Annotated in this window: 18 protein-coding genes; 5 read left to right on the top strand and 13 right to left on the bottom strand. The window is 71.3% G+C overall.

Annotated features, from left to right (window positions below):
• Positions 1-147 precede the first annotated feature (147 nt).
• The 6 genes from MW290_RS14550 to MW290_RS14525 form a co-directional block, all read right to left on the bottom strand.
• Positions 148-1671, bottom strand: a complete 1524-nt coding sequence (locus MW290_RS14550) for a UdgX family uracil-DNA binding protein (protein ID WP_250198441.1) — start codon at positions 1669-1671, stop codon at positions 148-150.
• Positions 1672-1682: 11 nt separating this feature from the next.
• Positions 1683-2948, bottom strand: coding sequence for a putative DNA modification/repair radical SAM protein (locus tag MW290_RS14545; RefSeq protein ID WP_250198440.1), 1266 nt, complete (start codon positions 2946-2948; stop codon positions 1683-1685).
• A gap of 88 nt (positions 2949-3036) precedes the next feature.
• On the bottom strand, positions 3037-4341 hold the full coding sequence (locus MW290_RS14540; protein WP_250198439.1) for an RNA polymerase sigma factor: 1305 nt from the start codon (positions 4339-4341) through the stop codon (positions 3037-3039).
• Positions 4338-4739, bottom strand: coding sequence for a YciI family protein (locus tag MW290_RS14535; protein ID WP_250198438.1), 402 nt, complete (start codon positions 4737-4739; stop codon positions 4338-4340). The genes MW290_RS14540 and MW290_RS14535 overlap by 4 nt, the downstream gene beginning before the upstream one ends.
• A 233-nt stretch (positions 4740-4972) precedes the next feature.
• A complete protein-coding gene (ltrA, locus tag MW290_RS14530; RefSeq protein WP_375142818.1) occupies positions 4973-6193 on the bottom strand; it encodes a group II intron reverse transcriptase/maturase in 1221 nt (406 codons plus the stop codon).
• 605 nt (positions 6194-6798) lie between these two features.
• Positions 6799-7155: a YciI family protein gene (locus tag MW290_RS14525; RefSeq protein ID WP_250198437.1), complete on the bottom strand. Its 357-nt coding sequence runs from the start codon at positions 7153-7155 to the stop codon at positions 6799-6801.
• Positions 7156-7305: 150 nt separating this feature from the next.
• On the opposite strand from MW290_RS14525, the gene ahpC reads away from it, so the two are divergent.
• The 4 genes from ahpC (at position 7306) to MW290_RS14505 (ending at position 11310) form a co-directional block, all read left to right on the top strand.
• Entirely contained in the window at positions 7306-7869 is a 564-nt protein-coding gene (ahpC, locus tag MW290_RS14520) for an alkyl hydroperoxide reductase subunit C (protein WP_250198436.1), read from the top strand.
• 205 nt (positions 7870-8074) lie between these two features.
• Positions 8075-9646 (top strand): alkyl hydroperoxide reductase subunit F, encoded by a 1572-nt coding sequence (ahpF, locus tag MW290_RS14515; RefSeq protein ID WP_250198435.1) that lies wholly within the window; start codon positions 8075-8077, stop codon positions 9644-9646.
• Between the two features lie 130 nt (positions 9647-9776).
• A complete protein-coding gene (locus tag MW290_RS14510) occupies positions 9777-10166 on the top strand; it encodes a hypothetical protein (RefSeq protein WP_250198434.1) in 390 nt (129 codons plus the stop codon).
• 97 nt (positions 10167-10263) lie between these two features.
• Positions 10264-11310 carry an NAD(P)H-dependent flavin oxidoreductase gene (locus tag MW290_RS14505; RefSeq protein WP_250200005.1) on the top strand — a complete coding sequence of 349 codons (1047 nt, stop codon included), beginning with the start codon at positions 10264-10266 and terminating at the stop codon, positions 11308-11310.
• 3 nt (positions 11311-11313) lie between these two features.
• On the opposite strand, the gene MW290_RS14500 is transcribed toward MW290_RS14505, so the two are convergent.
• Together MW290_RS14500 and MW290_RS14495 are read right to left on the bottom strand one after the other, a co-directional pair.
• A complete protein-coding gene (locus MW290_RS14500; protein WP_250198433.1) occupies positions 11314-11733 on the bottom strand; it encodes a cytidine deaminase in 420 nt (139 codons plus the stop codon).
• Position 11734: 1 nt separating this feature from the next.
• The gene (locus MW290_RS14495; protein ID WP_250198432.1) at positions 11735-12025 is read right to left on the bottom strand and encodes a 2Fe-2S iron-sulfur cluster-binding protein; all 291 of its coding nucleotides are present in this window, start codon (positions 12023-12025) and stop codon (positions 11735-11737) included.
• A gap of 79 nt (positions 12026-12104) precedes the next feature.
• Here MW290_RS14495 and MW290_RS14490 point away from each other — a divergent pair, with 79 nt between their 5' ends.
• Positions 12105-12701: a hypothetical protein gene (locus tag MW290_RS14490; protein ID WP_250198431.1), complete on the top strand. Its 597-nt coding sequence runs from the start codon at positions 12105-12107 to the stop codon at positions 12699-12701.
• A gap of 6 nt (positions 12702-12707) precedes the next feature.
• Here MW290_RS14490 and MW290_RS14485 read toward each other — a convergent pair whose 3' ends face one another.
• From MW290_RS14485 to MW290_RS14465, 5 genes are all read right to left on the bottom strand, one after another.
• Complete coding sequence (locus MW290_RS14485; protein ID WP_250198430.1) at positions 12708-14864, bottom strand: TonB-dependent siderophore receptor; 2157 nt, start codon at positions 14862-14864, stop codon at positions 12708-12710.
• Positions 14865-15056: 192 nt separating this feature from the next.
• Positions 15057-16019 carry a hypothetical protein gene (locus MW290_RS14480; RefSeq protein WP_250198429.1) on the bottom strand — a complete coding sequence of 321 codons (963 nt, stop codon included), beginning with the start codon at positions 16017-16019 and terminating at the stop codon, positions 15057-15059.
• 52 nt (positions 16020-16071) lie between these two features.
• Entirely contained in the window at positions 16072-16686 is a 615-nt protein-coding gene (locus tag MW290_RS14475) for a PEP-CTERM sorting domain-containing protein (RefSeq protein WP_250198428.1), read from the bottom strand.
• Between the two features lie 70 nt (positions 16687-16756).
• Positions 16757-18085 carry a sensor histidine kinase gene (locus tag MW290_RS14470; RefSeq protein ID WP_250198427.1) on the bottom strand — a complete coding sequence of 443 codons (1329 nt, stop codon included), beginning with the start codon at positions 18083-18085 and terminating at the stop codon, positions 16757-16759.
• Positions 18082-18783, bottom strand: coding sequence for a response regulator transcription factor (locus tag MW290_RS14465; RefSeq protein ID WP_250198426.1), 702 nt, complete (start codon positions 18781-18783; stop codon positions 18082-18084). Before MW290_RS14465 ends, MW290_RS14470 begins: the two co-directional genes overlap by 4 nt.
• Between the last annotated feature and the right edge of the window lie 4 nt (positions 18784-18787).

Below are 18787 nucleotides of genomic sequence, written 5' to 3'. Positions count from 1 at the left end.
GGGACCGGCATCCTAGGCTTCACACAATTTACTACAAGGCCTTGAATGAAGTACAAGCGCCCGGGCGGGCCAGGCCTGTGACCGTGCGCCCTGCGCAGTAATGCGCATCCGGGTGTGGCAGCCATCCCTCCGGCGGGCGAGATCCACTCAATCAGGGGTGGTGGCGGCGGGCAAACTTGGCTCGAAAGCAACTTCCCGACAACGCCGCAGGTCTTCCAGCCAAGCGGCGTAGGCGGCTTCGCGCTCCGATGGCGGCTGGCGCAGCAGCGCGGAAGGGTGCAGCGTTACAAACACCGGCCGCCCGTCGGCCCGTTCATGCAGCCAGCGGCCCCGCTCACGGCCGACCGCCACGTCGCGGCCGAGCAACGCACGGGCGGCGGTAGCGCCCAGCGCCACCAGGGCCTGCGGCTGCACCAGGTTGATTTCATGGGCCAGCCACTGACCGCAGGCCTGGGCCTCGCGCTGCCCGGCGGTCTTGTGCAGCCGCCGCTTGCCGCGCAGCTCGTACTTGAAGTGCTTGACCGCGTTGGCCAGGTACAGCTGCTGGCGCGGCCAGCCCAGCTCGCGCAGGGCGCCATCCAGCAGCTGGCCGGCCGGGCCGACGAAGGGGCGGCCGGCCAGGTCCTCCTGGTCGCCGGGCTGCTCACCCACCAGCATGTGCTGGGCGCCCACCGGCCCTTCGCCGCACACCGCCTGCGTGGCCAGCGCGCCGATGGGGCAGGCCGTGCAGGCGTTGGTGGCGGCCTTCAGCGCCTCCAGCGTGCGTGGCGCCTCGCCGGGGGGCGGCGCGTCTGCGCGCTGGATGTGCAGCGTGCGGGTGCTGCGCGCCGGCGTCGCGGGCGCGGCCACCATCGCCTCGCTGCGGGCGGCGGCGCTGGCGGCCAGCGGGGCGATCAAGGCGGCCTCGGGCAGGTTGTGCCAGTAGCGGCGCGGCATCTCGCGCACCATCATGGCCAGCTTCAGCCGCGCCGGATTGAAGATGTGTTCGTAATACGTGAGCCACAGCTGCTCGCCGGCGTCGGCCGGCGGCGCGTTGCTGCGGTCGGCGCCGGGCTGGAAGTGCAGCTGCTCACCGTCCCATTCCACGCAGCGCTCGGGCGTCAGGATGGCCCAGCGCATCTGCGCGAAGCGCCGCATGAAAAACGGCGCGTTGGCCTCGACGATGTGGTGGTCGGGCTCGAACCAGGCCACGTGGCGGTCGTCGCCCACCGGCCGAAAGCGCACGAAGGCGCGCATCTTGTGGATGTCGCGGCGCACCGCGGCCGCCAGTTCGGCTGCCTTCAGCCGATCGGCATCCAGCGGGTCGTGGCGCAGCGCCGGCTCATGCACCAGGCGCCACAGCAGCCGGTACATCAGCGCGAAGCGGCCGGGCTCGCGGTGCAGCAGCACCTGGTTGCACAGCTCGACGAAGGCGACCGGCACGCGCACGGCGGGGGCTTCGGGGGCGGGGACGGCGGCAGCGGCCGGCGCACGCTCGGGCGCAGAGGCAGGCGCCTCGTCCAGCGCGTCCCACAAGCCGGCGGTGCCACCTGCACCGCTCGCAGTGTCGCCCCCGGCCTGCCACTGCACCCGGGCCGGCGGCACCTGCTGCGCCAGCAGCTGGCGCGCCTCACGCCGGAAGCCGGCCACGTCGGCGGGGCCGTCCAGCACGATGCGGTGGTCCGCGGCCAAAGCCCCACCCTTCAGGCAAACAGCGAGGCCTGCACCGGCAGCGCGCGCGGCGGTGCAGCGGCGGGAGTGGGCAGCACCGGGTCGCCGCTGGGGCGGTGGCCGTCCACCAGCACAAAAGGCAGCACCTTTTTCAGCGGCACATGCAGCCGCGGCAGGTCGTCGGCGCGCAGGCGCCGCACGCGGCGCGACTGCAGCAGCCGGTCGATGGCCTTGACGCCCAGGCCCGGCACCCGCAGCAGCAGCTCGCGCGGGGCGGTGTTGAGGTCGACCGGGAACTGCTCGCGGTGGGCCAGCGCCCAGGCCAGCTTGGGGTCGACGTCCAGCCGCAGCAGGCCCTGGCCGCGCGGCACGATCTCGTCGTGCGCGAAGCCGTAGAAGCGCATCAGCCAGTCGGCCTGGTACAGCCGGTGCTCACGCATCAGCGGCGGCGCCTGCAGCGGCAGCCCGCGCGAGGCATCGGGGATGGGGCTGAAGGCCGAGTAGTACACCCGCCGCAGCCGATAGCTGCCGTAGAGCTGGGCGCTGGTGGCCAGGATGTGCTGGTCGTCGGTGGCATCGGCGCCGACGATCATCTGCGTGCTTTGCCCTGCGGGCGCAAAGCGCGGCGCCTTGGCCGGCCGCGGCCGGGCGCCGGGCAGCACCCGGATGGGCACCGGCTTGGCGGCTTCCTTGCCGTCGTCGATGTGCAGCCGCAGCCGCGCCATCGAGCGCTTGATGGCCAGGTCGTCCTTCTCGGGCGCCAGCGCCTTCAGCCCCTCGGTGGTGGGCATCTCGATGTTGATGCTGAGCCGGTCGGCATAGCGGCCGGCGCGGGCCAGCAGCTCTTCGCTGGCGTCGGGGATGGTCTTGAGGTGGATGTAGCCGCGGAAGTCGTGGTCCTCGCGCAGCGAGCGGGCCACCTCCACCACCTGCTCCATCGTGAAGTCGGGGCTTTTGATGATGCCGCTGCTGAGGAACAGGCCTTCGATGCAATTGCGGCGGTAGAAGTCGAGCGTGAGCTGCACCAATTCGTCGGTGCGGAAGCGCGCCCGCGGCACGTTGCTGGAACTGCGGTTGACGCAGTACAGGCAGTCGTACTGGCAGTGGTTCGTGAGCAGGATCTTCAGCAGCGAGATGCAGCGGCCGTCGGGCGCATAGCTGTGGCAGATGCCCATGCCCTCGGTGGAGCCGATGCCGCGCCCGCCCACCGAATGGCGCTTGTCGGTGCCGCTGGAGGCGCACGAGGCGTCGTACTTGGCCGCGTCGGCCAGGATGGCGAGTTTGCTTTGCAGGTCCACTGTACGAATATACAGTTCAACCCGCCGGATGCCGGTAACTGTCCCAGCAGCCCTGCGGCGGCCAAGGCCATGCCGCGACAAGCGCGATTCAATGCCGGGCCACGGCCAGCGCATGTGCGCGCTGCAGCAGCACCGCACGGTCGCGCTCGTTCTGCGTCAGCGCTGCCGCTTCGCGGAAGGCGGCCTCGGCCTCGGCGCGGCGGCCCAGCCGGGTGAGCAGATCGGCCTTGACGCTGAACAGCCACGGGTAGCGGGCCAGCGCCTTGTCCTGCGCCAGCGCCTCCACCAAGGGCCATGCGGCCTCGGCGCCCTGCGCCATGCCCAGCGCCACCGCGTGATTGAGCGCCACCACCGGCGAAGGCGCGGCGGTCATCAGCGCCTGGTACAGCTGCTCGATCTGCGGCCAGTCGGTGGCTTCGGCCCGCTGCGCGCGCGCATGGCAGGCGGCGATGGCGGCCTGCAGGCCATACGGGCCCCAGCCGGGCCCGGCCTCGGCCAGTGCCTGCGCCCGGGCCAGTGCCGCCAGGCCGCGGCGTATCAGCAGCGGGTCCCAGCGGCTGCGGTCCTGGTCGGCCAGCAGCACCGGCGCACCTTGCGCATCCACCCGCGCAGCGGCGCGCGAGCTCTGCAGCTCCATCAGCGCCACCAGGCCCAGCACCTCGGGTTCGTCGGGCATCAGGCCGGCCAGCACCCGGCCCAGGCGCAGCGCCTCGTCGCACAACGCGGGGCGCATCCAGTCGCCGCCGGCGGTGGCGGCGTAGCCCTCGTTGTAGATCAGGTAGATGACGTCGAGCACCGAATCCAGCCGCTCGGTGCGCGCCTCGGCCGGCGGCACTTCGAAGGGCACGCGGGCCGCCGTCAGCGCCCGCTTGGCCCGCACGATGCGCTGGGCCACCGTGGGCTCGGGCACCAGGAATGCACGGGCGATCTCGGCGGTGGACAGGCCGCCCAGCAGCTTGAGCGTCAGCGCCACGCGCGCCTCGGTGGGCAGCACCGGGTGGCAGGCGGTGAAGATGAGCCGCAGCAGGTCGTCGCCGATGTCGTCCTGCCGGGCGGCGTCCAGCGCATCGACGAAGTCGGGCACCACGTGGGTGCCCAGCGCGTCGGCATCGGCGCCCAGTTCCTCATGCCGGCGCTGCTGCATGGCCTGCTGGCGCAGGCGGTCGAGCGCGCGGTGCTTGGCGGTGGTCATCAGCCAGGCACCGGGCTTGTCGGGCAAGCCCTCGGCCGGCCAGTGCTCCAGCGCGGCGATGAGGGCATCCTGCGCCAGTTCCTCGGCCAGGCCGACGTCGCGCACCAGGCGGGCGACGGCGGCGATGATCTTCGACGACTCCAGCCGCCACACCGCATCGATGGCGCGGTGGGTGGGCGAATCAGCCGGCGCTGGCGTCATCCGGCGGCGGCCGCGGCGGGCGGCGGCGGAAAGTCGCTGTCCTCGTACAGCTCACGCACCTCGATCTCGGCCGGCACCTTCTCGCCCATCGGGGCCGGAAAGCGGCGCGCCCATTCCATGGCCTCTTCGCGGCTGCGCACCTGGATCAACGTGTAGCCGGCGATCAGTTCCTTGGTTTCGGCGAAGGGGCCGTCGATCCACTGGCGGCGGCCGTCCTGGTAGCGGATGCGCCAGCCGTGGCGGCTGGGCTTGAGGCCATTGCCTTCCAGCAGCACACCGGCACGGGCCAGTTCGTCGTGGTAGGCCAGCATGGCGGGCAGCACCGTCTCGTCCTCGGGCAGCGGATGGTCCTCGGCCTCGGTCTCGGGCGTGGCGCGCACGATGATCATGAATCGCATGGTGGGGCTCCTGCGGGCCGGGGCGGCCCGTTCATGCACGACGAATCACACCTCGCCGGTTCGACGCACGGGTGCCCCCGGGACAGCGCCGGGCCGCTCCCAAGCGGGCCCGGAACCCTCTCGGATCGGGATAGGGGCGGCCCCAGTGGGGCCGACCCCTCCCACACCACCCGGCATGCGGGTCCGCACCGGGCGGTTCGGGACGTTGAGGTGGGCGGCTTGGGAGGATCAGGTCATGCCAAGCGCGGCACGCCCAGCCGGTCGAAGTAGGCGATGGTCAGGACGTTGTTCAAACAGTGGTGGCTGCCTCGCCACCAGCGACCGGTGTGTGCCGCCGCAGCCGCAGCCTGTGGGTGAGTCGCGCCCAGCCGCCGCATTTCGCGGTACACGGTAGCGACGTTCTTCCACTGCTTGAACTGGATGGCACGCAACCGGTGCCGCAGCCATTGGTCCATGGCCGCAAACACCCGCGGGGTCTGCGCCAGCCGGAAGTACGCCTTCCAGCCCTGCAGATATTCCCTCAAGCCCTGCGCCACATGCTCCAGGCTGCAGCCGCTGTGCCGCCGCGTGAGTCCGCGCAGATGCTGACGCAGCTGCGCCAGTACCGGCCGGGCCACCCCGATGCGCACACCGTCATCCACCCGCCGGCCTCGCTCGGTCGGGTCTTGCCACAGGCAGTAGCCCAGGAACTTGCGTCCCCAGACTTCGCCCACGGCCGTCTTGGCCTCGTTGACCTTCAGTGCCAGCCGCGCGTAGTGCTTGCGCAGCCCTTGCAGTACCCGCTCGCCAGCCTTTCGGCTCTTGACGTAGACATTGCAGTCGTCGGCATAACGCACGAACCGATGGCCCCTGCGTTCCAGCTCTCGATCCACTTCGTCCAGCAGCACGTTGGCCAGCAACGGGCTCAGTGGCCCGCCTTGCGGCGTGCCCTGCGTCCGCGGGCTGACCACCCCCGCTACCATCGTCGGTGCCTGCAGATACCGCCGGATGAGCCGCAGCACCCGCTTGTCCGCAACGTGCAGACTCAGCCTGTGCATCACGATGTCGTGATCGACCCGGTCGAAGAACTTCTCCAGGTCCACATCCACCACGACGTCGTAGCCTTCCTGCACGTACCGCTTGGCCTCGACCACCGCCCCATGCGCGCTGCGCCCCGGCCTGAAGCCGTGGCTGTGCTCGCTGAAGCAGGGGTCGATCAGCGGCTGCAGTACCTGCAGCAGCGCCTGCTGGATCAACCTGTCGACCACGGTCGGTATGCCCAGTTCGCGCTCACCACCGCCCGGCTTCGGGATGCTCACCCGCCGTACCGCGCTGGGGCGGTAACTGCCGTCGAGCACGCTCTGCCGGATGGCGGGCCACGCGCCCTGCAGCCACACCGCCGTGTCCTGCACCGTGCGTCCATCGACGCCAGCGCCTCCCTTGTTGGCCTTGATGCGTTTCCACGCCGCGGCCATGTTCGCTCTGGCCAGCGCCTGCCCCAGCAGGTCGTCGGCCCCCGGGCCCGTCAGATCGCAGCGCGCCGGCCGTGCTTCATCGCTGCGCGCGCTCGCCGCGGCTTCACCGCCACTCGCCCCGCGCCGCCGTGCCCGGCCTGTCGGCCTCGCACACGTCTGATGCCTTGCACTTCCAAGCGCCACGCCTTGCAGCCCTCCGTCTCGTTCAGCCCTTCACCGCGCTCACCGCGCCGCTACTACGGCATCTGCTGACTTCTCGCTCCGGCATAGGCCGTCGCCCTTTCAGGCACGAGGCGAGATCTCCCCAGGTAAGAACACGATCCTTCGACCGCACAACCGCCGCATCTACGCCGCTTCGCCTTGACCACCAAGGCTTCGCCGTTCCCTGCCGGCTCGCCTCGCTCCACGGCGCCTCCTATGCGGTTCTTGTTCATCGGCTCGCGGCCATCGCTACATGCTTCCTCCCCACGCTCGGTCACCCTCACGCAGTTGCACTTCACTTCGCTCACGGTGGTCCGCTCGCGCGAGGACTTTCACCTCGAAGATCGTGCCCATGCTGGGCACACAGGGTGGGGCCGCGTACCCGCGGCACCGGGTGCCCCATCTCATTTCCAGCAAGGGGCGGCTTCACGCACTTCCACCGTGCACCACTGCGCGGCCGGGCACTCGGCGGCGATGTCCAGCGCGGCCTCGCGGCTGGGCACCTCGATCAGGAAGATGCCACCGACCATTTCCTTGGTCTCGGTGAAGGGGCCGTCGATGACGCTGCGGCGCCCTTCCCGCACCTGCAGCCGCGCCGCCTGCGGGCCCATGTCGGCCAGCGACTCGGCGGCCAGCAGCACGCCGCGCGATTGCAGCTCGGCCGCAAAGCCCAACATGCGGTCATAGAGCTGGCGCCCTTGGGCCTCGGTGCGCTCGGCGCGCTGCCCGAGGGGCTCACGGATCAGGAGCAAGTACCGCATCGGCCGCCTCCGTTGGTGTGAGCTGACATTCTGGCGCCATCTCATTAGGCAAACTCAATCGGCCACATTGACCTAATGAATCCACGCGATGCCCCGGAACGCCTAAAGTCACTCTCGGTCCACAACCCACCCCCACAACGAGGAACACACATGTCTTTGATCAACACCCAAGTCCAACCGTTCAAGACCCAGGCGTTCCACAACGGCAAGTTCGTCGACGTGACCGAGCAGACCCTGAAGGGCAAGTGGTCGGTCCTGATCTTCATGCCGGCCGCCTTCACCTTCAACTGCCCGACCGAGATCGAAGACGCGGCTGACAACTACGCCGAGTTCCAGAAGGTCGGCGCCGAGGTGTACATCGTCACCACCGACACTCACTTCTCGCACAAGGTGTGGCACGAGACCTCGCCGGCCGTCGGCAAGGCCAAGTTCCCCCTGGTCGGCGACCCGACCCACGCCCTGACCAACGCCTTCGGCGTGCACATCCCCGAAGAAGGCCTGGCCCTGCGCGGCACCTTCGTGGTGAACCCCGACGGCGTGATCAAGACGATGGAAGTGCACTCCAACGAGATCGCCCGCGACGTCAAGGAAACGCTGCGCAAGCTGAAGGCCGCCCAGTACACCGCCGCCCACCCGGGCCAGGTGTGCCCCGCCAAGTGGAACGAAGGCGCTGCCACCCTGACCCCGTCGCTGGACCTGGTCGGCAAGATCTGACGCACCACCGATGACGAAGCTGAAGGCCGGCGCCGTGCCAGCCGACCAGGCTTCCCGCGCAAGCCGGCCGTGCCGGCCTGCGCAGGCCCGAACCGGGCCCTGTTGAAAACGTCCCGCGGCTTGTGCAGCGGGGCGTGTTCAACCGGGTCTGGGTCTGACGCCGCCCGTTTGAACACACCACATACCGCTGACTGAAGGAGCCGCCATGCTGGACGCCAACCTCCAGGCCCAACTCAAGGGCTACCTCGAACGCCTGCAACAGCCGATCGAACTGATCGCCTCGCTGGACGACCGCGCCGAATCGCAACAGGTGCGTGAGCTGCTGAGCGAGATCGTCGGCCTGTCCGACAAGATCACGCTGCGCACCGACGGCAACGACAGCCGCCGCCCCTCCTTCCAGATCACCCGCCAGGGCGCCGACATGGGCGTGCGCTTCGCCGCGTTGCCGATGGGCCACGAGTTCACCTCGCTGGTGCTGGCGCTGCTGCAGGCCGGTGGCTACCCGCCCAAGGTGGAAGCCGATCTGATCGAGCAGATCCGCGCGCTGCAGCCGGAGCAGGACCTGGTCTTCGAGACCTGGATGAGCCTGACCTGCCACAACTGCCCGGACGTGGTGCAGGCGCTGAACCTGATGGCGGTGCTGAACCCGCGCATCAAGCACGTCGCGATCGACGGCGGCTTCTTCCAGAGCGAAGTGGAAGAGCGCCAGATCATGGCCGTGCCTTCGATCTTCCTGAACGGCCAGCCCTTCGGCCAGGGCCGCATGGGCCTGGAAGAGATCCTGGCCAAGATCGACACCGGCGCCACCGCCCGTGACGCGGCCAAGCTCAGCGCCAAGGCGCCGTTCGACGTGCTGATCGTCGGTGGTGGCCCCGCTGGCGCGGCAGCCGCCGTGTATGCGGCCCGCAAGGGCATTCGCACCGGCGTGGCGGCCGAGCGCTTCGGCGGCCAGGTGCTGGACACGCTGGGCATCGAGAACTACATCTCCATCAAGGAAACCGACGGCGCGAAGTTCGCCGTGGCGCTGGAAGAACACGTCAAGGCCTACGACGTGGACATCATGAACATGCAGCGCGCCGAAGCCTTGAAGGTAGAAGGCGACCTGGTGGAAGTGACGCTGGCCAGCGGCGCCACGCTCAAGAGCAAGAGCGTGATCCTGGCCACTGGTGCCCGCTGGCGCGACATGAACGTGCCCGGCGAAGCCGAGTACCGCACCAAGGGCGTGACCTACTGCCCGCACTGCGACGGCCCGCTGTTCAAGGGCAAGAAGGTGGCCGTGATCGGCGGCGGCAACTCCGGCGTGGAAGCCGCCATCGACCTGGCCGGCGTGGTGGACCACGTCACGCTGCTGGAATTCGACAGCCAGCTGCGCGCCGACGCGGTGCTGCAGCGCAAGCTGCACAGCCTGCCCAACGTCAAGGTGCTGGTGAACGCGCAGACCACCGAGGTCAAGGGCGACGGCAGCAAGGTGGTGGGCCTGGCCTACAAGGACCGCAAGACCGGCGAGCTGCACAGCATCGACCTGTCGGGCGTGTTCGTGCAGATCGGCCTGGTGCCCAACACCGCCTGGCTCAAGGGCAGTGGCGTGGAGCTCTCGCCGCGCGGCGAGATCATCGTCAACACCCACGGCCAGACGTCGGTGCCGGGCGTGTACGCGGCCGGCGACGTGACCACGGTGCCCTACAAGCAGATCGTGATCGCCGTGGGCCAGGGCGCCACCGCCGCGCTGGGCGCGTTCGACCACCTGATCCGCACCTCGGCCCCGGCGGAAGCCTGACGAACGGGCGTTGACCGACCCCGCCCCCGGCGCAGTGACTGCCCCGGGGGCTTTTCCTTTGGCAACGCGGTTGTTGCACAAACGAGAATCATTCTCATCTAAGATCGCCCGTCACCACAGGAGGTGCACGGTGAGCGACAACGACCTACCCGAACCCGACAACTTGGCGCGCGAGCACTGCGCGCTGATGAACGCCTACGGCAGCGTGCAGCGCCGTTGCAGCCGCCTGCTGGACGAACAGGCCCGCCAGCTGCGCGCCCAGGACCGAGAGCTGATGCGGCTGCGCGCCGCCGTCATCGTGCGTGACAGCGCGCTGCTGTGGGCGCAGCAGCAGCAGGCCGAGCTGGAAGCCGCCCTGCCCGGCCTGCCCACGCGCCGCGCGCTGGCCCGCCGGGTGGACGCCCTGGTGGACCGGGTGCAGGCCCTGCTGCGTGAACGCAGCGCCTGGATGCCGCGCGAGCGCAGCCCCTGGTCGCAGGCGCTGCCGCCGGTGGTCTACCGCCAGAAGGCACAGCCTTGAACCCGCCCGCCGCCGGGGTACGGCGGCGCTGGCGGCAGCCGGGGCACGGCTTGGCGTTAGGCTGGCAGCCTGTTGTCGCCGGAGCCGCCCCATGTCGATGTCCACCCTGCTGTCGCTGCTGCAGACCGAACTGCCCCTGATCCAGGCGCCGATGGCCGGCACCCAGGGCAGCCGGCTGGCCGCGGCGGTGTCGCAGGCCGGCGCGCTGGGCTCGCTGCCCGCGGCCCTGCTCTCGCCCGAGGCCTTGAAAGCCGAGCTGGAGCGGCTGCAGGCCAGCTGCCGGCCGTACAACGTCAACTTTTTCTGCCACACGCCGCCGGTGACCGACCCGGCGCGTGACGCGGCCTGGCGCACGCGGCTGTCGCACCGCTTCGACGCTGAGTTCGGCACCGACCTGCGCAACGCGCCCGGCGGCGCGGGCCGTGTGCCCTTCACGGCGGAAGCGGCGGCGCTGCTGGCGCACTTCCGGCCGCCGGTGGTGAGCTTCCATTTCGGCCTGCCCGCCCCGGCACTGCTGCAGGCGGTGAAGAACTGGGGCGCGGTGGTGATGTCGTCGGCCACCACCGTGGCCGAGGCGCGCTGGCTGCAGGCGCACGGTGCCGATGTGGTGATCGCCCAGGGCCTGGAAGCCGGCGGCCACCGCGGCCACTTCCTGGACGACGACCTGAGCCTGCAGCTGGGCCTGATGGCGCTGCTGCCGCAGGTGGTGGACGCGGTGACGGTGCCGGTGGTGGCCGCCGGCGGCATGGCCGATGCACGCGGCGTCAGGGCGGCGATGGCGCTGGGCGCCAGCGGCGTGCAGGTGGGCACCGCCTACCTGCTGTGCCCCGAGGCCGACACCAGCACCGTGCACCGGCGCGCGCTGGCCAGCCCGGCCGCGGCGCACACGGCGCTGACCAACGTGTTCACCGGCCGACCGGCGCGCGGCGTGCTGAACCGCGTGATGCGCGAGATGGGCCCGCTGGCCGACGAAGCGCCGCGTTTCCCGCTGGCCACCAGCGCGCTGGCGCCGCTGCGCGCCGAAGCCGAGGCACGTGACAACGGCGACTTCTCGCCGCTGTGGGCGGGCCAGGCGGCCCCGCTGAGCCGGCCCCTGCCGGCCGCCGAGCTGACACGGGCCTTGGCGGCCGGGCTGGTGGCTTGACAGTCAAGTCAGGTGGTCGGGCCCGAAGCTGTGCGGCAGCAGCCCCGCCATCGTGGCGCGCAGGCGCAGCACCGCGCCACCCTCGGCGGTGACGCCGCCTGACAGCACCGGGGCATCGCCCGCCGCGAACTCGCGCAGCTTCTGCCGGCAGCCGCCGCAGGGGGTGATGGGCTGGCCGCTGTCGGCCACCACGGCGGCCGCCACCACACGCCGGCCGCCGGCCATCACCAGGTGGGCCAGGGCCACCGCCTCGGCGCACAGGCCTTCGGGGTAGGCGGCGTTCTCGATGTTGGCGCCGGCATGCAGGCGGCCCTGCTCGTCCAGCAGCGCCGCGCCCACCGCAAAGCGCGAGTAGGGCGAATGCGACTGCCCACGCGCATGGGCAGCGGCCTGCAGCAGACGGTCTTCGTCGGCAGCTTCCACGTCATCCCCAGACGAGTCGGCCGGCCTGCAGCACCACGTCGCTGCGCGGCTGCGCCACGCAGGGCAGCACGGCGCCTTCGGCGCGCTCGTCGCGGCTGATGCCGGGCCAGTCGATCACGTAGTGCACCTCGCCGGCTTGCAGCTGCGACAGGCAGGCGCGGCAGCTGCCGTTGCGGCAGGCGCTGCGCAACGGCACGCCGGCCTGCAACGCGGCTGCCAGCAGCGTCTGGTCGGGCGCCGCGCTGAAACAGTGGGCGCCGGGCTCCAGGCGGATGGTGTGCAACGGGGACATCAGCGCAGTCTATCGGCGGCCAGCGGAAACAAAGTGTTCGTCCACTACAGCCGGGCTAGCACGCGCCGATGAGAACGTCATGCCGCCCCGCGACACCGCCCCTGCCCCGCTCGACGGGGCGCCCGAGACGACGCCGCGCACGCTGCCCCGCGCAGCGTTTCCGGCGGCCTTGCGCCGCTTCGGCAGCCAGCCGGTGTACCGGGTGATCGAGGTGACCCGGGAACCCAATGGCCGCCTGAGCCTGCAGGGCCGCATCTGGCACACCGACCTCGACCGGCTGCGCCGCTTCGGGCGCGCGCTGGCGGCCAATTCGCAATCGCACCGGGTGGTGATCGCCGACAGCCGCGGCGAGCTGGTGGAAGAGCTGGAACTGGCCGGCCCCGGCGAGCGCCAGCCGCTGTGGGGCCAGTGGCAGCAGATTCCGCTGCCGCCGGCGCCACCACGCGCCGCGCCGCCCGCTCCGCCACGGCCGATGGCGGCCCCCGCACCGCGGCCGGCGCCGCAGCCGCTCCCGGCGCCGCCCACGCTGCCGGTGGTGCAGCAGGCGGTACCGACGCCGCCGCCACCGGAAGACGACGAAGTGGCTGCCGCGATGGCCGCGGCCTGGCCGTCGGCCGCGCCCACGCCACCGCGCGACCTGCCGCGCCTGGACAGCGACATCCCCTCGCGGGACTGACCTTCCCTACCAGCGGTAGGTCAGCGAAGCCACCGCATTGCGCCGCGCGCCGAACCAGCAGTCGCCGCGGCCCAGGCAGGTGGCCACGTAGGTCTTGTCGGTCAGGTTGCTGATGTTGAGGGCGGCACGCCAGTGCGTGTTCTCCCAGGCCAGCATCGCGTCCAGCAGCGTGACCGAGGGCACCGTGGGCGCCGCGCCGTCGTGGAAGCTGCTCTTGTAGCGCACGCCCGCGCCCGCCGAGAAGCCCGGCTGCCCGGCCACCATGAAGCGCCACTTGCCCCACACCGCGGCCTGGTCGTGCGGCACTTCCTCCAGCGGCTCGTCGACGTTGGTGTAGGTGTAGCTGGCCACCAGGTCGAAGTCCTTGCGCAGCGCGGCCTTGACTTCCAGCTCCACGCCGGTGGCCTTGGTCTCGCCCACTTGTCTGGACAAGTTGGTGCTGGGGTCGCTGACCAGCTGGTTCTTCTCGCGCAGGTCGTACACCGCGGCATTGACGATCAGCCGGCCGTCGGCCGACTCGTGCTTGACGCCGGCTTCCCACTGCTTGCCGCGCAGCGGCTTGAAGCGCTGGTTGCCGATGTTGGCCACCGGTGTGAACGACTCGCTGTAGCTGAGGTACGGCGACCAGCCGCCGGCGATGTTGTACATCGCGCCCAGGCGCTTGGTGGTGGCGCTGCTGTCCTGGTCGTCCTGGCCGTCGGTGTGGTTGCGCGCCTGGTCGTGCCGCAGGCCGGCGGTGATGAGCCAGTGCTCGCCGAAGCGGATCTGGTCCTGCAGGTACACGCCCAGCTGCCGCTGGGTGGAGGGGTCGATGGCGAAGCTTTCCGGCGGCGTGAAGGGGGTGTACACCGGGTTGTAGGCGTCGATCAGCGGCACCTGGTCGGGGTCGGAACCCGCGAAGCCGCTGGTGCCCGTCTTGCGGTAGCGCGCGTAGTCCAGGCCCACCAGCAGGTCGTGCTGCACAGCGCCGGTGTTCACGCGGCCCTGCAGGTTCTGGTCGAGCGTGAGCAGCCGCGTCTGCGTGTAGCTGGCGCTGGCATAGCGGCCCAGCAGGCGCTTGCCCGTTGGGTCGGCCGCCCAGTCACCCGGCACGCTGAACGAGTCGCCATAGGTCGTGCGGTAGTCCACCGTGTTGCGGCTGTAACGCAGGCCCTGGTTGAGCTGCCAGCCGTTGTCGAAGCGGTGCTCGAACAACCAGCCCAGCGTGCGGCGCTGCGAGTCGTAGCGGTCCCAGTCGGGGTTGCCGATGAAGCGGCTGGTGGGCAGCTTGCCGTTCGGGTTGGCGGTGACGACGCCCGACCACGGGAAGAACTGCGAGGTGGAGCCGCTCTTGTCGTTCTGCACCAGGCCTTGCAGCGTCAGCGAGGTGACGTTGCTGGGCCGCCACGTGAGCGTGGGCGCCAGCAGGCCGCGGTCGTCACGCACATGGTCCACCTGGGTGTCGGCGTCCCGCGCCACCGCCACCAGCCGGTACAGCCACTGGCCATCGGCGGTCAGCGGCCCGGTGAGATCGGCCTGGACCTGCCGGCGGTTGAAGCTGCCGATCTGCAGGCCCACCTCGCCCTGCGCCACGTCCTGCGGGCGCTTGCTGACCATGTTGACCACACCCCCGGTGGAGCCCTGGCCGAAGAGCATGGCCGCCGGGCCGCGCAGCACGTCGATGCGCTCCAGCGTGTACGGGTCGGTGCGGGTGTTGCTGGTGTAGTAGTCGAAGTTCTTGCGCAGGCCGTCCAGATACTCGTCGGCGTTGCCGCCACGGATGCGGAAGCCGTCGCTGCGCGAGTCCAGGCCATAGGCGTCGGAACGCACGCCGGCCGCGTAGTTGAGCGCGTCCTGCAGGTTGGTGGCGGCCTGGTCCACCAGCTGGTCGCGGGTGATCACGGTGACCGACTGCGCGGTTTCCGACAGCGGCGTGTCGGTCTTGGTGGCGGTGGCGCTGCGGCGGGCGTTGTAGCCCTTGACCGGTCCGGTGGCGGTCTGGCGGTCGGCATTGCCGGTGATCAGCACCTGCGTCACAGGCGCCTCGGGCGTGGCTGCCGGCGTCTGCGCCCAGGCGGCCGGCAGCGCGCCGAACAACAAGGTGGAAGTGGCGGCGCAGGCCAGCGTGGTGCGGCGGGCGCCAAGGTGGGCGCCGGGGTGGGCGCGAAAGCGGGGGCGGGTCATCGGGGGGGTCCTGCAGCTGAGGCGCCCTCTGCACGCCGTGCAGCACCCGCGCTGGCGGCCCGGCCGACCCGGTGAACCCAGCCGCCATGCGCCGCCCGCGCCGATGCACACGAGGTGCGGGCGCAGGGAGGTGGCGAGCGATGGCTGGCTGTTGAGAATCGGATGCTAACGCAAACGATTCTCAATTGCGTATTAGCGTTGCAGGAACTGCCGCAGGTGCGCCATCAGCCGCGAACCCAATCCGCCGGGCATGCCGCCCGCGGGCCGTGGCGCCGGGCGCGGCGTGGCCGGGCGGGGGCGGTGGGCGCTGGCGGCCGGCATGTAGGCGGTGCCCGGCTCCGGCGGCAGTTCGGCGGGCGCGGCCCGGTCACGCGGCTTCACCGCGGGCGCCGCCACGCTCCAGGCCGACAGCGGCGGCTGCGGCAGCGGCGCGGGCGCCGCCAGCACGGTGTAGTCGCGGGTGACGAAGCCCACCGCCGTCCACTCACGCAGCATCAGGCACCAGGGGCGGCGAAGGTCGGCGGCCTGCCCGTCCACCGCCATCACCAGCGGCCCGGCTTCGGCCTGGCCGGGCAGCGCCTCCAGCCGCAGCGAGCCGATGCAGCGCCCATCGAAGGGGCCGCCGCGGTAGGGTTGGTCCAGCACCCACAGCTCCAGCTGCAGCGTGCCGCTGAGGTTGTCGGCCGGCCGCGGGTTGAGCACCCAGTCGACCACCAGTGCCGGCCCCTGGCCGACCACCGGCGCCAGGCTGGCGCCCTGCAGGCGCGGCTGCACGAAGCGCTCGGGCTGGTCGAAGGCCACCTCGTCATGCTGCACCACGCGGCCATCGGCGGTTACCGCCACCAGCCGCAGCGTCATGGCCTGCGGGCCGGTGCCGGCGGGGGGCACGGCCATCACATAGCCTTCCACGCACAGCGGCTCGCCATGGGTGTGCAGCGGCACCGTCACCGCCAGCTCGGCCACCTGGGCGGCGGGGCCGGGCGCATCCAGCGGCCGCGCCCACAGCTGCAGGTGCCAGCGGCCCTGCTCGGCGGCATCGTGGCGCCAGTCGATCTCGGCGTTCAGGCAGGCGGTGTCGCCCTCCACCCGGTAGCCGAAGGTGCCGACGATGCTGGCGGCCGGCCGGTCGGCGACGAGGGGCGGCGGCGTGCTCATGCGGAGGTTCCTCGGGCGTAGAAAAACCGGGTGCGCCCCGGCGGCTGTGGGGCTAGCGCCGCCGGGCGGCCGCGGCGGCGCACAGCGCCAACCCGACCAGGGCCAGCGCACCCGGCTCGGGCACGGTGCCGCCGCCGCTGCCGGCGAAGTCGAATCGCAGGTTGTCGATGGCAAAGCGCGGGTTGTTCTCCTGCGTGATGCGCAGGCTGACCTGGGTGAAGCCGTCCAGGTCTTCCACGCCGACGAAGCGGGGCGTGCTGCCGCTGCTGAACAGCATCTCCTCGCCAGACACGTCGAGGATGAAGTCGCTGCCGTTGGACAGCTGGTCCATGCCGATGCGGATGATCGGGTCGGCAAAGCTCAAGGTGACGCTGAGCCACGAAGGTGCAGCCGCATTGCCGTAATCGAAGTTGCTGGCGGCCTGGCTGCCGAACAGCGCCAGCACGGTGCTGCTGCTGTTGGTGACCAGCCCGCCACCGGTGACGGTGACGCCTTGCGCCGCGAACAGGCTGCCCACGGCGGTGCGGTCGGCCAGCGCATTGAAGTCGATCAGCGTGCCGTTGAAGGCGTCGACCGTCACCGAGACGGGCGCAGCCTGGACAGGGCCTGCGAGCGCGGCCAGCAGACTGGCAGCGGCGCACAACACGGGCGCGAATGTGTGTTTCACCGGCGACACCTTGGTGCAAATTTCACAAGCCTGCGATCCTACGCAAGATTGAGGCCGCCACGATGACGGTTCAGGGCGGCAGCGGATCCTGCGGGAACAGCGCGCTCACCCGCAGCCCGGGCTGCGCCCGTTCAATGCGCAACTGCCCGCCATGCGCCTGCGCCACCAGGCGGCACAGGTACAGGCCCAGGCCCACACCGCCGGTGCGCCGCTGGCGGGCGCTGTCGGTGCGGTAGAAGGGCTCGGCCAGCCGCGCCAGCTGTTCGTCGCTGACGCCCGGGCCGTGGTCGCGCACCGAAAGCACCAGCGCCCCACCCTCGCGCTGCAAACCCAGCACCACCGGCGTGCCGGCCGCATGGCGGCGGGCATTGCCGATCAGGTTGCGCAGCAGCAGCCGCAGCCGGCTGCGGTCCACCGGCAGCAGCGGCAGGCCTTCGGCCAGGTCCAGCTGCAGCGGCGGCGTGCCGGCCTCGTCGGCCGCCACCTCGCGCAGCAGCGCGGCCAAGTCGGTGGGCTCGGTCTGCAGCGCGGCATGGCCGGCGGTCAGCCGTTCGCTGTCCAGCAGGTCGCTGATCAGGTCGCGCATCTCGCCCAGGTCGCGCAGCAGCGCGTCGCGGGCTTCGCCGTCCTCCACCAGCTCGGCATTCACCCGCGCGCGGGTGAGCGGGCTGCGCAGCTCGTGGCTGATGGCCAGCAGCAGGCCGCGCTGCGCCTCCAGCATGCGCTGCAGGTCGGCGGCCATGGTGTTGACCTGCTGGGCCAGCTGGCCCAGCTCGTCCTGGCGCTGCACCGCGATGGGCTGGCTGAAGTTGCCCTGGCCATAACGCTGCACACCGGCGCGTATGCCCTCGATCGGCCGCAGCAGGCTGCTGACGCCACGCCAGGCCAGCGCCACCAGCACCAGCAGCAGCGCCAGGGTCGCCCAGCCGATGCCGCGGGCGCGGCGCTCATGCGGCAGCGGCACCAGCCGGAAGGTGACGCGGTGGCCATCGGCCGTCATGCGGCTCTGCCATTCGGCGCCATCGTCGTCACGGCCGTGGCGGCGGGCCCAGGCGGCCCGCTCGGGGTGGGAGTCCCACTGCACCTGCGGCCCGTCGATCTGGATGCGCAGCGGCAGCCGTTGCACCATCTGCCGCGCCTTGTCGATGGAGGGTGGCGTGCCCAGGTCGGCCGTCGCCAGGTCCAGGTAGTGGGCCACCAGGGGCCGCGCCAGCGCGCGCCAGCCGCCGCCACCGCCGCGGAACGACTCCTGCATGCCGGACAGGAAGACGATGACGGTGGCCACCGCCAGCAGCACGAAGAGACCCACCAGCCGCCAGCGCAGCGAATGGCCCAGGCGCTGGCGGGCGCCTTGCCAGCGGCCGCGCCAGCCGGCGCCGGCTTCGGGCACCGCCGTCACGCAGCCGGCCCCGCGGCGAAGGCATAGCCCACGCCCCGCAGCGTGCGGATGCAGTCCAGCGGCTCCAGCTTCTTGCGCAGCCGGCTCACCAGGATGTCCACCGCGCGGGTGAGCAGGTCTTCGGCCGCATGGCCGCGCAGGCGCTCCAGGATCTCGTCGCGGCTGAACACCTTGTGCGGCTCGCGCGCCAGCATCACCAGCAGCTCGAACTCGGTGCCGGTGAGGTCCAGCAGCTCGCCCTGACGCAGCGCCTGGCGGCGGTCCAGGTCCAGGCTCAGGCCGTCGAAGGCCATCAGCCGCGGGCCGGCGGCCGGCGCCGCTGCGGTGGTGCCGCGGCTGCCGCTGCGCCGCCACACCGTCTGCAGGCGGGCCAGCAGTTCGCGTGGCTCGAAGGGCTTGGGCACGTAGTCGTCGGCGCCCAGCTCCAGGCCCACCACGCGGTCCATCACGTCGCCGCGGGCGGTGAGCATGACGATGGGCAGGTCGCTGTGCTTGCGGATGGTGCGGCACAGCTCGAAGCCGTCCATCTCCGGCAGCATCACGTCGAGGATGGCGGCATCGAAGCCGCCCTCCTTCAACAGCGCCAGGCCGGCGCTGGGTGTGGTGGCCGACACCAGCTCGCAGTCGAAGCGGCGGAAAAAGGCCGCCAGGGGCGCGGCCAGTTGTTCGTCATCGTCGATCAGCAGCAGGCGTCGCATGCGG

The organism is Aquincola tertiaricarbonis, assembly GCF_023573145.1.
Classification (GTDB): Bacteria; Pseudomonadota; Gammaproteobacteria; order Burkholderiales; family Burkholderiaceae_C; genus Aquincola; species Aquincola tertiaricarbonis_B.
The sequence above is the reverse complement of the archived record's forward strand: the minus strand, read 5'-3'. Positions and strand labels throughout refer to the sequence as shown.